This window comes from Oerskovia turbata (genome assembly GCF_000718325.1).
GTDB classification, from domain to species: Bacteria; Actinomycetota; Actinomycetes; order Actinomycetales; family Cellulomonadaceae; genus Oerskovia; species Oerskovia turbata.
Map to the genome: position 1 here is coordinate 17,817 of NZ_JOFV01000012.1, position 13,459 is coordinate 31,275.

The 13,459-nt window shown below is 71.6% G+C and carries 11 protein-coding genes; 3 read left to right on the forward strand and 8 right to left on the reverse strand.

Features of this window, described 5'->3' with window-relative positions:
- Nucleotides 1-82 precede the first annotated feature (82 nt).
- The 3 genes from ychF to IE95_RS0113320 form a co-directional block, all read right to left on the reverse strand.
- Nucleotides 83-1,168: a redox-regulated ATPase YchF gene (gene ychF, locus IE95_RS0113310; protein ID WP_030152107.1), complete on the reverse strand. Its 1,086-nt coding sequence runs from the start codon at nucleotides 1,166-1,168 to the stop codon at nucleotides 83-85.
- Between the two features lie 158 nt (nucleotides 1,169-1,326).
- The gene (locus IE95_RS0113315; protein WP_030152108.1) at nucleotides 1,327-2,913 is read right to left on the reverse strand and encodes a hypothetical protein; all 1,587 of its coding nucleotides are present in this window, start codon (nucleotides 2,911-2,913) and stop codon (nucleotides 1,327-1,329) included.
- Nucleotides 2,895-3,779, reverse strand: a complete 885-nt coding sequence (locus IE95_RS0113320) for an ABC transporter ATP-binding protein (RefSeq protein WP_084690260.1) — start codon at nucleotides 3,777-3,779, stop codon at nucleotides 2,895-2,897. The genes IE95_RS0113315 and IE95_RS0113320 overlap by 19 nt, the downstream gene beginning before the upstream one ends.
- 163 nt (nucleotides 3,780-3,942) lie before the next feature.
- On the opposite strand from IE95_RS0113320, the gene IE95_RS0113325 reads away from it, so the two are divergent.
- Complete coding sequence (locus tag IE95_RS0113325) at nucleotides 3,943-5,547, forward strand: DNA recombination protein RmuC (protein ID WP_240666178.1); 1,605 nt, start codon at nucleotides 3,943-3,945, stop codon at nucleotides 5,545-5,547.
- A gap of 247 nt (nucleotides 5,548-5,794) precedes the next feature.
- On the opposite strand, the gene IE95_RS0113330 is transcribed toward IE95_RS0113325, so the two are convergent.
- A complete protein-coding gene (locus IE95_RS0113330) occupies nucleotides 5,795-6,814 on the reverse strand; it encodes a 4-hydroxy-3-methylbut-2-enyl diphosphate reductase (RefSeq protein ID WP_030152111.1) in 1,020 nt (339 codons plus the stop codon).
- A gap of 402 nt (nucleotides 6,815-7,216) precedes the next feature.
- Here IE95_RS0113330 and xseA point away from each other — a divergent pair, with 402 nt between their 5' ends.
- Together xseA and IE95_RS0113340 are read left to right on the forward strand one after the other, a co-directional pair.
- Nucleotides 7,217-8,512, forward strand: coding sequence for an exodeoxyribonuclease VII large subunit (gene xseA, locus IE95_RS0113335; protein ID WP_051703100.1), 1,296 nt, complete (start codon nucleotides 7,217-7,219; stop codon nucleotides 8,510-8,512).
- 104 nt (nucleotides 8,513-8,616) lie between these two features.
- Nucleotides 8,617-8,886: an exodeoxyribonuclease VII small subunit gene (locus IE95_RS0113340; RefSeq protein ID WP_036572027.1), complete on the forward strand. Its 270-nt coding sequence runs from the start codon at nucleotides 8,617-8,619 to the stop codon at nucleotides 8,884-8,886.
- Between the two features lie 25 nt (nucleotides 8,887-8,911).
- Here the strand turns inward: IE95_RS0113340 and IE95_RS0113345 are convergent, their stop codons facing one another.
- From IE95_RS0113345 to IE95_RS0113360, 4 genes are all read right to left on the reverse strand, one after another.
- A complete protein-coding gene (locus tag IE95_RS0113345; protein ID WP_030152114.1) occupies nucleotides 8,912-10,180 on the reverse strand; it encodes an ABC transporter ATP-binding protein in 1,269 nt (422 codons plus the stop codon).
- 178 nt (nucleotides 10,181-10,358) lie between these two features.
- Nucleotides 10,359-11,210: a carbohydrate ABC transporter permease gene (locus IE95_RS0113350; protein ID WP_036572029.1), complete on the reverse strand. Its 852-nt coding sequence runs from the start codon at nucleotides 11,208-11,210 to the stop codon at nucleotides 10,359-10,361.
- Nucleotides 11,210-12,160 carry a carbohydrate ABC transporter permease gene (locus IE95_RS0113355; protein ID WP_030152116.1) on the reverse strand — a complete coding sequence of 317 codons (951 nt, stop codon included), beginning with the start codon at nucleotides 12,158-12,160 and terminating at the stop codon, nucleotides 11,210-11,212. Before IE95_RS0113355 ends, IE95_RS0113350 begins: the two co-directional genes overlap by 1 nt.
- Entirely contained in the window at nucleotides 12,157-13,452 is a 1,296-nt protein-coding gene (locus IE95_RS0113360; protein ID WP_030152117.1) for an extracellular solute-binding protein, read from the reverse strand. Before IE95_RS0113360 ends, IE95_RS0113355 begins: the two co-directional genes overlap by 4 nt.
- Nucleotides 13,453-13,459: the final 7 nt, after the last annotated feature.

The following is a 13,459-nucleotide window of genomic DNA, read 5'->3' on the forward strand; positions in this document are numbered from 1 at the left end:
CTCACGATGCGGCAGCACCCGTCCCAGAAGCGACGAAAGTGGCAGACCTCATAGCAGCCTGCCGGAGGCCTGGCCGAAGGGCTCAGACGTTGAAGCGGAACTCCACGACGTCCCCGTCGACCATGACGTAGTCCTTGCCCTCGATGCGGGCCTTGCCCGCCGCCCGGGCCGCGGCCACGGAGCCGGTCTCGACGAGGTCGTCGAACGAGATGACCTCGGCCTTGATGAAGCCGCGCTCGAAGTCGGTGTGGATGACCCCGGCCGCCTGCGGCGCGGTCCAGCCCTTGCGGATCGTCCAGGCGCGCGACTCCTTGGGCCCGGCGGTCAGGTAGGTCTGCAGGCCGAGCGTGTCGAACCCGACGCGGGCGAGCTGGTCGAGGCCCGACTCCTCCTGGCCCGTCTCGGCGAGCATCTCGGCCGCCTCCTCGGGCTCGAGCTCGGCGAGCTCGGACTCGAACTTGGCGTCCAGGAAGATCGCCTGCGCCGGCGCGACGAGCGCGCGCAGCTCGTCCTTGCGGGCCTCGTCCACGAGCCCCGCGTCGTCGGTGTTGAAGACGTAGATGAACGGCTTGGCCGTCATGAGCTGCAGGCTCGCGATCTCCGCCAGGTCCAGGCCCGCGGCAGCAGCGCCCTGGAACAGGGTGATCCCCTGCTCGAGCAGGGACTGCGCCTTCTGCGCGGCCGCGACCAGGACCGGGTCGCCCTTCTTGATCTTGACCTCCTTCTCGAGGCGCGGCAGCGCCTTCTCGAGGGTCTGGAGGTCGGCGAGGATCAGCTCGGTGCTGATGGTCTCGATGTCGTCCGCCGAGTCCGTCGAGCCCTCGACGCGGATCACGTCGGGGTCGTCGAACGCGCGGGTCACCTGGCAGATCGCGTCCGCCTCACGGATGTTCGCGAGGAACTTGTTGCCGAGCCCCTCCCCCTCGCTCGCCCCCTTGACGATGCCTGCGATGTCCACGAAGGACACGGTCGCGGGCAGGATGCGCTCGCTGCCGAAGATCTCCGCGAGCTTGTTCAGCCGGGGATCGGGGAGGGACACGACGCCGACGTTCGGCTCGATCGTCGCGAACGGGTAGTTCGCGGCGAGGACCTGGTTGCGCGTCAGGGCGTTGAAGAGGGTGGACTTGCCGACGTTGGGCAGGCCGACGATGCCGATAGTTAGAGCCACGGGGCCTGAGTCTACGGGAGCGACCACGGGCGGCGCTCTCACCACGGTGCGTGCGCCCAGCAGACGGCCCGACGGCGCCGCCCGCCCCGGGCGGTCACGTGCACTGCTGCACGGGCGCACCGGGGCGGGCGGCGCCGTCGGGCCGCTGCGTGAGGCGCCTACTTGTAGCTCATGACCTGCTGGAGGAGCTCCGGGCCGCGCTGGTCGACCAGGCGGCCGCCCCAGCGCATGCCCACCACGAGGAAGACCACCCCGAGGCCGACGCCCACGACGAGCGTGAGCCAGCCCCAGACCGCCGCCCCCGTCAGGACGTTCGTGAGCGCGAGCCCCGCCGCCGGAAGGCACAGGGCCGTGAGCACCAGCATCGTGATCATCTGCGCCACGAGCGTCGCCATCGCGGCGCCCTGCGGCGACTTGAACGGGCTGTCCCCCGGCTTGGGCACCGGGTAGAGCAGGCGCGCCGAGACTACGCTCGACACACCCAGCCCCGCACCCAGCACGCCCAGGCTCAGCCCGATCGTGGCGACCAGGAGGTCCCACCGGCCCGTGAAGGCGACCGAGGCCACCGCGAACACGAGCACGACCGGCACCCCGATGACCGCGGCCGCGAGCACACGGCCCGCGCGGTCCGCGAACCCGCTCACGCCCGACGACACCTGCGTCCAGAACGCGGTGTGGTCGTACGCGACGTCCGCCGAGATCGCGAACCCGAACGTGAACGCCGTGACCGGGCCCAGCACGAGCATGAGCTCCTTGAACCCGTCCCCGCCGTCGATCCCCATGCTCGACCCGACGAACCACAGCAGGACAGGGAGCAGCGGGACCACCGCGATCGACCCCGAGTAGCGCGGGTCGCGGAACCAGTACGTCAGGCAGCGCGCCGCCACCGCCCCCACGGGCGTCGCCGGGAACCGGTCGAACCAACCGAGCCCCTTGGACTTGCCTGCCGAGGCGCCGCCGTGCGGCGCGACCAGGGCCTTGGCGAGCGCACGGTCCCACACGACCCACGCCGCGACCAGGACGACCACCGCGATGGCGAGCCGCACGAGCGCGAGGCCCCAGGCGCCGTCGGACACCGCGGCCGCGACCGCCCACGGCGCCCCGAACGGCGTCCACCCCAGCACGTCCGCGATGACCGGCAGCACCTCCTGGCCGCGCGCGATAGCCGACGTCGCCCAGCCGATGATCGGCCCCGCGAGCATGAGCGGCACGAACGCCGCGATCGACAGGACCTCGCGGTAGCGCCGCGAGTCGAGCAGCGGGGCGAGCGCCGTCGTCGTCGCACGGGACCCGACGACGCACAGCGCGACCGCGAGCAGCGCGCCCACAAGCGCGGCCAGGGTCGCGAGCGGCGAACGCCACCACGCGAGCGCCGTACCCGCCGAGGCGACGAGCGTCACGATCCCCGGGATGCCCACGAGACCCGCGACCGCGAGCCCCGCGAGGAGCTGGCGCTGCGGCACCGCGAACGTCACGAAGCGCTGCGGGTCGAGCGTCGCGTCCACGCCGAACGCGAACAGCGGCACGATCCACCACGCGAGCACGACGACCGACCCGACGATCGTGATGATCTGGCCCGCCATCTCGGGAGCGGTGGTGCCCAGGACCGTCAGACCGACCAGGGACATCGAGATGACGCCCAGCCCGTAGAGGATGCCGAGGACCAGCCCCACCGTCTGCCACACGCTCTTCTTGAGCGTGTTGCGCAGGAGGGTGAGCTTGAGCCTTACGAGGTGCGCAACCACGACAGCCCCTCCGTGGTCTGACGCCCGCCGACCAGGTCGACGAAGCGGTCCTCCAGGCTCTGGCCCGCGCGGACCTCGTCCACGGTGCCGGCCGCGAGCACGTGCCCGCCCGAGATGACCGCGACGTGGTCGCACATGCGCTGGACCAGGTCCATGACGTGCGAGGACACGATCACGGTGCCACCGCTCGCGACGTACCCGCCCAGGATCTCGCGGATGTTGGCCGCCGAGACCGGGTCGACGGCCTCGAACGGCTCGTCGAGGACGAGCAGGTTCGGGGCGTGGATCAGCGCCGAGGCCAGCGCGATCTTCTTGGTCATGCCCGCCGAGTAGTCGACCACGAACGTGTTCGCGTCAGCCGCCAGGCCCAGGGCCTCGAGCAGGTCCGCGGTGCGCTCGGCGACCGTCTCGCGGTCCATGCCGCGCAGCAGGCCCGCGTACGTGATGAGCTGCGCGCCCGTGAGCCGGTCGAACAGGCGCACGCCGTCCGGGAGGATGCCCAGCAGGCGCTTGCCCTCGAGCGGGTTCGCCCACAGGTCCAGGCCGTGCACGTGGACCGAGCCGAAGTCCGGGCGCAGCAGTCCCGTCGCCATCGACAGCGCGGTCGTCTTGCCCGCACCGTTGGGGCCGACGAGCCCGTAGAACGAGCCCGCCGGGACGTCGAGGTCGATACCCGCCACGGCGACCTTCTCGCCGAACTTCTTCCACAGCCCGCGCACCGACAGCGCGGGGGCCGCACCCGCCGCGTGGGTCGGGGGCGTGGGCGTCGCAGGAGCGAGGACGGGCGCGGCAGGCGCTGCGGGGTACGCAGGCGCTGCGTCGGCAAGGGGTGGGAGCTGGTCGCGGGGCTCAGGTTCGTGGGCCATACGGACAAACCTAGTGGAGCCGGGCGGCGTCCCCCCAGGAGATATGTCACGACTTTCCAGGTCGAGGCCGGATTCACCCGTCCACGCGGCCGCGCGGACCAGGCGACGCGCCCGACGGCGCAGCTCCCCGCCCCCTGTGGGTGGCACCTGGCAGAGTGCGGGCATGGACAACGCCCTGCCGTGGCTCATGCTCGTCGTCGGACTCCTCGTGGGAGCCCTCCTGGGCTGGCTCGCTCGCCGCACCTCCCCCGACTCCGGGCGCGCCGAGATCGGCCGGCTCACCGGCCTGCTGTCCCAGGCCCAGCAGGAGGCCGCGCGCGGAGCAGGCCTCGCCGAGCGGCTCGCGGCCGAGCGCGAGGGTTTCGAGCGCCAGCTCCGCACCGAGCGCGAGGCGTTCGGACGCCAGCTCGCGAGCACCGAACGGTCCGCCGACGAGCGCCTCGACATCGAGCGCGCCAACCACGAACGCTCGATCGAGGACCTGCGCGCCGGCTCCGAGAAGCGACTGGCCGAGATCCGCGGCGACCAGGCGCGGCTCGAGGCCCAGTTCGAGGCGCTCGCCCGCAAGGCGCTCGCGACCAGCTCCGAGCAGTTCCTCACGCAGGCCGAGGAACGCTTCAAGCGCAGCCAGCAGGTCGGGGAGGCCGAGCTCGCCAAGCGCGAGCAGGCCGTCCAGCAGCTCGTCGAGCCCCTCAGCAAGGCCCTCGACCAGGTCAAGGCCGAGGTCTCCGCCGCCGAGCAGGCGCGCCGAGAAGCCCACGGCACGCTCGCCGAGCAGGTCCGCGGCATGCGCCACGACTCCGAGGCGCTGCGCGCCGAGACGTCCCAGCTCGTCACCGCCCTGCGCTCCTCACAGGTCCGCGGGGCGTGGGGCGAGCTCCAGCTGCGCCGCGTCGTCGAGGCCGCAGGCATGATCCCCCACGTCGACTTCATGGAGCAGGACCAGGTCACGACCGACGACGGCGCGCTGCGCCCCGACATGGTCGTCCGGCTCGCGGGCGGCAAGAACGTCGTGGTCGACGCCAAGGTCGCCTTCCTCGGCTACCTCGACGCCCAGCAGACCACCGACCCCCGCGTGCGCGCCGAACGCCTCGCCGCGCACGCCCGCCACTTCCGCAAGCACATCGACGACCTCGCGGGCAAGCGGTACTGGGACCAGTTCAGCCCGGCACCCGAGTTCGTCGTCATGTTCGTCCCGGCCGAGTCGTTCCTGTCCGCCGCGATCGAGCAGGACCCGTCGATCCTCGAGTACGCGGTCTCCAAGAACGTCATCATCGCCGCGCCCATGACCATGATCGCCCTGCTGCGGACCGTCGCCTACGCCTGGCGGCAGGACGCGCTCGCCGCGAACGCCCAGCAGGTGCTCACGCTCGGCAAGGAGCTCCACGGCCGCCTCGCCGTCATGGGCAGCCACCTCGCCAAGCTCGGACGCTCCATCCAGGGCGCCGCCGAGTCCTACAACCGCACCGTCGCCTCGCTCGAGACACGCGTCCTCGTGAGCGCGCGCCGCTTCGCCGACCTCAACGTCGTCGACGAGGACCTCGAGAGCCCCGCCGTGGCCAACCCCCAGCTCAGCGCCGTGAGCGCCCCCGAGCTCCTCGCGTCCGTCCACGAGAACTTCGTCGCGATCGACGAGATCGCCACGGCGTCGCGCGCAGGCGCCGATCCGGCGGACGACGACGAGCAGGACCCGCTCGACGCCGGGATGCTCGGGACCGTCAACGCCCCCGGACGGCGCGAGCGCGACCGGGGAGCAGACGCGTCCTGACGCCGCGTGAGCATCGCCGGAGAGTGACGCCCGCGTCCTGGTGAGCGGCGCCGTCGGGCTGAACCGCCGACGGTGACGTGCCGGACCGCCGACGGTGACGTGCCGGGTCGCCGAGGGTGACGCACCCGACCGCCGAGGGTGACGGGCTGGACCGCCGAGGGTGACGGGCCGGGTCGCCGCTGCAGCGCACCGGGAACGAACGAGGCCCGTCCCGAATGCTCCGGGACGGGCCTCGACGTGCGACGGCTCAGACGGGCTCGACCGAGAGCGACGTGCGGTTCTCACGGCGCGGGCGCGCCGGTGCGTTGCCCGCGGCCTTGAGGTCCGCGCGCAGCTCCTTGGGGAGGGAGAACATGAGGTCCTCGGTCGCGGTGCGCACCTCCTGGACGTCGCCGTAGCCGCGCTCCGCGAGGTACGCGAGCACGTCGTTGACGAGGATCTCCGGGACCGAGGCCCCCGAGGTCACGCCGACCGTCGTGACGCCGTCGAGCCAGGACTCGTCCATCTCCTGGGCGCGGTCGATGCGGTACGACGCGTCCGCGCCGGCGCCCAGGGCGACCTCGACGAGACGCACGGAGTTCGACGAGTTCGCGGAACCGACCACGATCACGAGCTCGCACTCGGGTGCGAGCTTCTTCACCGCGACCTGACGGTTCTGCGTCGCGTAGCAGATGTCGTCCGACGGCGGGTTCTGCAGCGTCGGGAAACGCTCGCGCAGACGGTCGACCGTCTCCATGGTCTCGTCGACCGACAGCGTCGTCTGCGAGATCCAGACGACCTTCTCCGGGTCACGGACCGTGACGTTCGCGGCGTCGTCGGGCGAGTTGACGATCTGGACGTGGTCCGGGGCCTCGCCCGCGGTGCCCTCGACCTCCTCGTGGCCCTCGTGGCCGATCAGCAGGATGTCGTAGTCGTCCGCCGCGAAACGCACGGCCTCCTTGTGCACCTTCGTGACCAGGGGGCACGTCGCGTCGATCGTCTGGAGGTTGCGCTGGGCGGCAGCCTCGTGGACGGCGGGCGAGACGCCGTGCGCCGAGAACACGACGCGAGCGCCCTCGGGCACCTCGTCGGTCTCGTCGACGAAGACCGCGCCCTTGTCGCTCAGCGACTCGACGACGTACTTGTTGTGGACGATCTCCTTGCGGACGTACACGGGGGCGCCGTAGTGATCGAGCGCCTTCTCGACCGCGATCACGGCGCGGTCGACGCCCGCGCAGTAACCGCGGGGGGCGGCGAGGAGGACACGCTTACCAGTCGGGGAAGTCACGTCACGAGTCTAGGTGACAGGCTTTCGGTGGCGGGCCGGGCGGATGGGTCCGGGCGCGGTACGGACCATGTCCTGGCAGCAACTCCACAGGATCCTCACGGTGGGCCGGGCCGCCGGTGCGCCGAGGGTGACGGTTCTGCCCGCCGAGGGTGACGTTCAGGCAGGCCGAGGGTGACGTACGGGTGGGTCGACGGTGACCGCGTCGACGGTCGAGGGTGACCGCCTGCCCGCTCGACGGTGACGGAAGCGTCACCCTCGGCAGGTAGGGGCGTCACCCTCGGCGGGTGCGAGCGTCACCGTCGGGGGTCTGGCACGTCACCCTCGGCGGGTTGGGGCGTCACCCTCGGCGGGTTGGGGCGTCACCCTCGGCGGGTGTCACACCCATGCGGCAGGCTTGACCCCGTGACCGACCGACCCGCCGACCCCACCAGCGCCCCGGCTTCGCCCGCCTCCTCAGCACAGCCGTCCGCACAGCCGTCCGCCCTCCCCGTCCGGGCCCTCGACACGAGCGCCGAGCACCCGTGGCCCGTCCGGCTCCTGTCGAGCAAGATCACGGCGTACATCGACAGGATGTCCCCGGTCTGGGTCGAGGGGCAGGTCGTGCAGCTCAACCGTCGTCCCGGCGCCTCGATGGCGTTCCTCACGCTCCGCGACACCGACGCGGACATGTCGCTCCCGGTCGCGGCGCTCGCCAAGGTCTTCGAGTCCGCGAGCACGCCCCTGACCGAGGGGGCGCACGTCGTCGTCCACGCCAAGCCCGTGTTCTGGCCCAAGCGCGGGTCGTTCCAGCTCCAGGCGAGCGAGGTCCGCACGGTCGGGATCGGTGAGCTCCTGGCCCGGATCGAGCACCTCAAGCGCATCCTGGCGGCCGAGGGCCTGTTCGACGCGGACCGCAAGGTCGCTCTCCCGTTCCTGCCCGCGGTCGTGGGGCTCGTGTGCGGGCGGGAGTCCAAGGCCGAGCACGACGTCGTGGTCAACGCCCGCGCGCGCTGGCCCCAGGTGCGTTTCGAGATCCGCGAGGTCGCGGTGCAGGGCGCGAGCGCGGTCTCGCAGGTCAGCGGCGCGATCGCCGAGCTCGACGCACGTCCCGACGTCGACGTGATCGTCGTCGCCCGTGGTGGTGGCGCGGTCGAGGACCTCCTGCCGTTCAGCAACGAGGCGCTCGTCCGGGCCGCGGCCGCGTGCCGCACGCCCCTGGTCAGCGCGATCGGTCACGAGACCGACACCCCGCTCCTCGACCTGGTCGCGGACTACCGCGCCTCGACGCCCACCGACGCGGCCAAGCGCATCGTGCCCGACGTGGGCGAGGAGCGGGCGCGCGTCCTGCAGGCGCGGTCACGGATCCGCGCTGCGATCACGCACCAGCTCCAGCGCGAGCAGTCCCGCCTCGACAGCGCACGCTCGCGCCCGGTGCTCGCGGCCCCCGAGACCATGATCTCCACGCGCGAGCAGCACGTGCTCGCGGCCCGGGACCGGGCCCGGCGCTCGCTCGACGCGATCCTGCTGCGCGCGCACGGCGAGGTGGACCGCCTCTCGGCCCAGGTGCGCGCCCTGTCCCCCGCGTCGACGCTCGAGCGGGGCTACGCCGTCGTGCACGGGCCTGACGGCGGGATCGTCCGTTCTCCCGACGACGTGAGTCCGGGCGATGCGCTGCACGTGCGGCTCGCGAGCGGCGCGATCGACGCGACGGTGCGCTGACCGAGTCCCTCGGACGGTCCGAGCCCGCCCCGCCCCCGCACGACCGCCACGCCCTGCACGCACCGACGACCTACCGACCCTCACCACCAGGAAGGCCCTCCACCATGAGCAGCAGCACCCCGCCCCCCGCCGACGTCGCGACGCTCAGCTACGAGCAGGCACGCGACGAGCTGGTCCAGGTCGTGTCCCGCCTCGAGGCAGGCGGCGAGCCGCTCGAGGCCTCGCTCGCCCTGTGGGAGCGCGGTGAGGCCCTCGCGGCCCGCTGCCAGCAGTGGCTCGACGGCGCGCGCGAGCGCCTCGCGTCGGCTCGCGCGGCGGACGGTGCGCCGTCGGCCGCGGTCGACGCTCAGGACACCGGCACCGAGGACGACTGACCGGGACGACCGACCCGGCCGAGGGTCAGGCGCTCTTGCGCGCCTGCCCCTCGGACTGCGCCTGGGCGCGTTCGAGCGAGGCGCGCCGGTCCTCCTCGTTCTCGCGGTCGAGCCGGTCCACCTCGTCCTGGTCGTGCGTGAGGTTCTCGCCCGTCTCGGGGTCAAAGACCATCATCTTGTCGGGGTCGAACCAGAGCCCGGTCGAGTCGCCGTCGCGCACGCGGGACGCGGAGTCGAGCGCGACGACGAACTGGGTGCGCAGGCCTTCGCCGTCGAGCTCGCGGTCGAGCTCCTCGAGCTGGGCCGCGACCGAGGCGTGCATCTCGAACGGCACGTAGGCGTAGAGCTCGGCGCCGAGCCATTCGGTGACGTCGATCTGCGCGTCGAAGGTCCGCCCGCGGTCCTTCTTGGACGGGTCGACGAGGCGGGCGTCCTCGAAGTGCTCGGGGCGCAGCCCGACGATCACGAGCTCGCGGTCCCCGATCGCCGAGACGATCCGCTCGGGCAGCTCGAACGTGCCGAACGGCAGCTCCATGCTGCTCCCGGAGACCTTGCCGGGGAGGAAGTTCATGGGCGGGGACCCGATGAACCCTGCGACGAACAGATTGACGGGCTGCTCGTAGAGTGCGCGCGGGCTCGCGATCTGCTGCAGCTCGCCCTTGCGCAGGACGGCGACGCGGTCGCCGAGCGTCATGGCTTCGGTCTGGTCGTGCGTCACGTAGACGGTCGTGGTCGCGAGGCGTCGCTGGAGGCGCGCGATCTCGGTCCGCATCTGGCCGCGCAGCTTGGCGTCGAGGTTGGACAGCGGTTCGTCGAACAGGAACGCCTTGGCGTCGCGCACGATCGCGCGGCCCATCGCGACGCGCTGGCGCTGCCCTCCGGACAGGTTGGCAGGCTTGCGGTCGAGGTGTTCGCGCAGGTCTAGGAGGTCGGCCGCGCGCTCGACCTTCTCGCGGATCTCGGCGTCGCTGAACTTCCCCTTGGTCAGGCGCAGCGGGAACGCGATGTTCTCCGCGACGGTCAGGTGCGGGTAGAGCGCGTAGTTCTGGAAGACCATCGCGAGGTCGCGGTCGCGGGGCGCTTTCTCGTTGACGCGGTCGCCGTCGATCAGGAGGTCGCCCGAGGTGATGTCCTCGAGGCCGACGATCATGCGCAGCAGCGTCGACTTCCCGCAGCCCGAGGGGCCGACGAGGATCACGAACTCGCCGTCGGCGATGTCGATGCTGACGCCTCGGACGGCGGGGAACCCGTCGCCGTACTTCTTGACGATGTTCTTGAGGGTGATGGAGGCCATCAGCTCTCTCCTCGGTCGGGGGTCGGGCGGCGCTGGGTCCGGGGGCGGGGCGGGGCGGGGTGCGGAGGCCCGACGGCGTCGCGCACCGCCGGGAGACATCGCGCCTGCGTGCGGCGTACCGTGCGCGGGGTGCGGCGGGCGCTCGGGGCGAGCGGCGCCGTCGGGCAGGTCGTGGCGCTCATCCCTTGACCGCCCCCTGCGTGAGGCCCGAGACGATCTGGCGCTGGAACAGCACCACGAGGATCACCACGGGGATCGTCACGACCACGGCCGCAGCCGAGATGGCACCGGTCGGCTCCTCGAAGTACGACGCACCCGTGAAGAACGCGAGGGCGGCCGGCACGGGCCGGGCGGCGCTCGTGGACGTGAGCGAGATGCCGTACACGAAGTCGTTCCACGCGATGAAGAACGCGATGAGCGCGGTCGTGAAGACGCCGGGTGCGGCGAGCGGGACGATGACCTTGCGGAACGCCTGCCACGGCGTGGCACCGTCGACCTGCGCGGCCTGCTCGAGCTCCCACGGGATCTGGCGGAAGAACGCCGCGAGGGTCCAGATGGAGATCGGGAGCGTGAGCGACAGGTACGGGATGATGAGCCCGAGCCACGTGTCGTAGAGGCCGATGTTGCGCCACAGGTTGAACAGGGGCGTGACGATCGAGACCACGGGGAAGATCGAGACGCCCAGCGCGGTCGTGAGGATGAGGCGCTTGCCCGGGAAGTTCAAGCGCGCGATCGCGTACGCGGCGAGCGTCGCGAGGACGACCGCTATGGCGGTCGCGATGAGCGAGATGCCGACCGAGTTGCGCAGCGCCGACAGGAACAGCTCCTGCGCCGAGCCGCTCGGGGACAGGATCTGCTCGTAGTTATCGGTGCTCCACCGCGGCGGCAGGAACGTGCCCGAGTTGAGGTCGCTCGCGCCCTTGAAGCTCGTCATGAGGATCGAGACGACCGGGAACAGCGCCCCCACGAGGACGACGACCGTGATGACGGCCCACCACACGCGGGCCCGGGTGCTCAGGACGCTTCCCATCATCGCTCCCCTCTCGCGCCGGCCAGATCCACCTTGAACAGCTTGATCGCGACGAAGCAGATCCCGATCACGCACAGGAACAGCAGGACCGAGATCGCCGAGCCCATGCCGATCTGGAGCTGACCGATCGAGGTCCGGTAGGCCAGCAAGGACAGCACCTCCGTGTTGTTCGCGCCGTTGGTCATGATGAACACGTTGTCGAAGATGCGGAACGCGTCGAGTGCGCGGAACAGGACGGCGACCATGATCGCGGCCTTCATGTTGGGCACGATCACGCGCGAGAAGCGCTGCCAGGCGGTCGCGCCGTCGACCTTCGCGGCCTCCTCGAGGTCGCCCGGCACCTGGGCGAGGCCGGCGAGCAGCAGGAGCGAGATGAACGGCGTGGTCTTCCACACCTCGGACGCGATGATGACGAACAGGCTCGTGCCCTGGTGGGCGAACCAGTTGAGGTCGGGCCCGACGCCGGGCACCCAGTCGAACCAGCTGTTGACGTAGCCCGACGTGATGTCGAACGCGTAGAACCACGCGAAGGCCGAGACCACGGTGATGATGCCGTAGGGCACGAGGATCGCAGTGCGCAGCAGCCCGCGCAGGCGCTTGATCGCGCGGTGCATGACGAGCGCGAGCGCGAAACCGAGGACGAGCTCGACGACCACGGACACGACCATGATGAGGAACGTCACCGCGAAGTCGCGCCACCAGACGGGGTCGGTGAGGATCACGACATAGTTGCCGAGACCCACGAACGAGCGGTCGTCGGGGGCCGTGAGCTTGTAGTTGAACAGCGAGTCGTAGACGGCCTGGAGGATCGGGTAGAGCGTCACGGCCAGCATGACGACGAACGCAGGGCCCGCGAGGTACCAGCCGAGGCGGGCCTCGGCCCTGGCGCGGTCGCTGCGCGCGGCCTTGGCCTTCTTGTCGGGGGCGAGGTCCTGGGGGTCGGTGCTCACAGCAGTCGCTCCCCTCGCAGCACGGCGGTGATGAAGTCGGTCGACGTCACGGGTGTGCCGTCCTCGGTCACGCTCGCGGGCGGGTACCAGGTCTGCTGGAGCCCCGTGGACACCTCGTTGTAGAACGGTGTCTGCGGCCGGGGCGCGGCCTGCTCGAGCGACTGCCGGATCACGTCGTACATGGGGTAGGCCTCCTGCACGGCGGGGTCGTCGTAGGCCTGGGTGTTGGCGGCGGGGTTGCCGTCGGACACGAAGTACGCGGCCTGGTTCTCGGCGCTCACGATGCACTGCGCGGCCTCGTAGGACAGGTCGGTGTGCTCGCTGAACGCCCCGACGCCGAGGCTGATGCCGCCGTAGGGCGGGCGGGCGTCCTGCCCCTCGACCACCTGCGGGTACGTCGTCCAGCCGATGTCGTCGAGCAGCGCCTGGTCGAGCGAGCCGGCGTCGACGCCCGCCTGCGTCGAGGACCAGACGAACGGCCAGTTGACCATGAACGAGCCCTCGTCCCCCTGGAAGAGGGCCAGCGACGCCGACTCGTCGGCGCTCGGCAGGCCGGGCCCTCCGAGGCCAGAGCTCCCGATCTCACCGATGATCCGTGCGGCGGCCCGGCCTGCGTCGGTCTCGAGGCCGAGCGTGAGCTCGTCGGCCGGGGCCTCGGGGTTCTCGAGGATCTGACCGCCCGCGGACTCGACGAGCGCGTTGATCCACACGGTCAGCGACTCCGCCTTGGCGCCCTGCACCCCGAGGTACGTGTCCTGGTCCTGCGCCGCGGTCATGATCTGGTCCCACGTCACGGGCTGCGTCAGGTCGAGCCCCGCGGCCTGGGCGACGGACTTGCGGTACCAGAGGAGCTGCGTGTTGGCCCAGAACGGGATCGCGACCAGCTCGTCCTTCCACGTCGAGCCGTCGACCGCGCCCTGCACGACGTCCTGGGTCGTCGCGGTCGCGACGTCGTCGGGCACGGGGGCGAGGAACCCCGCCTCGGCGAGCTCGGGGATGAAGGGCGGGTCGAGGCTCATGAGGTCGATCGACGAGTCCTTGGCCGCGAGGCGGCGCGCGAGCTGCTCGCGCTGGGCTGCGGCGTCTCGCGGCAGCAGCGAGGTCTCGATGCGGTACGCGCCGCCCGAGGCGTCGCTGCAGGACGCGGCGATCGCGGCCTGCCCCCCGTTGTCGGGGTTGATGTACCAGGTGAGCACGGGCGGGCCGGAGCCCTCCCCGGTGCTGCACGCGGCGAGCGGCACGATCGTCGCGACAGCGAGTGCCGCGGCGAGTGCCCGGGTGCGTCGGTGCACGGTCTCC

What these genes read in the sequence shown, in the direction of transcription:
- IE95_RS0113320 (WP_084690260.1), bottom strand. Translation starts at nt 3,779, where the DNA reads ATGGCCCACGAACCTGAGCCCCGCGACCAGCTCCCACCCCTTGCCGAC.
- IE95_RS0113325 (WP_240666178.1), top strand. Translation starts at nt 3,943, where the DNA reads ATGGACAACGCCCTGCCGTGGCTCATGCTCGTCGTCGGACTCCTCGTG.
- IE95_RS0113340 (WP_036572027.1), top strand. Translation starts at nt 8,617, where the DNA reads ATGAGCAGCAGCACCCCGCCCCCCGCCGACGTCGCGACGCTCAGCTAC.
- IE95_RS0113345 (WP_030152114.1), bottom strand. Translation starts at nt 10,180, where the DNA reads ATGGCCTCCATCACCCTCAAGAACATCGTCAAGAAGTACGGCGACGGG.
- IE95_RS0113350 (WP_036572029.1), bottom strand. Translation starts at nt 11,210, where the DNA reads ATGGGAAGCGTCCTGAGCACCCGGGCCCGCGTGTGGTGGGCCGTCATC.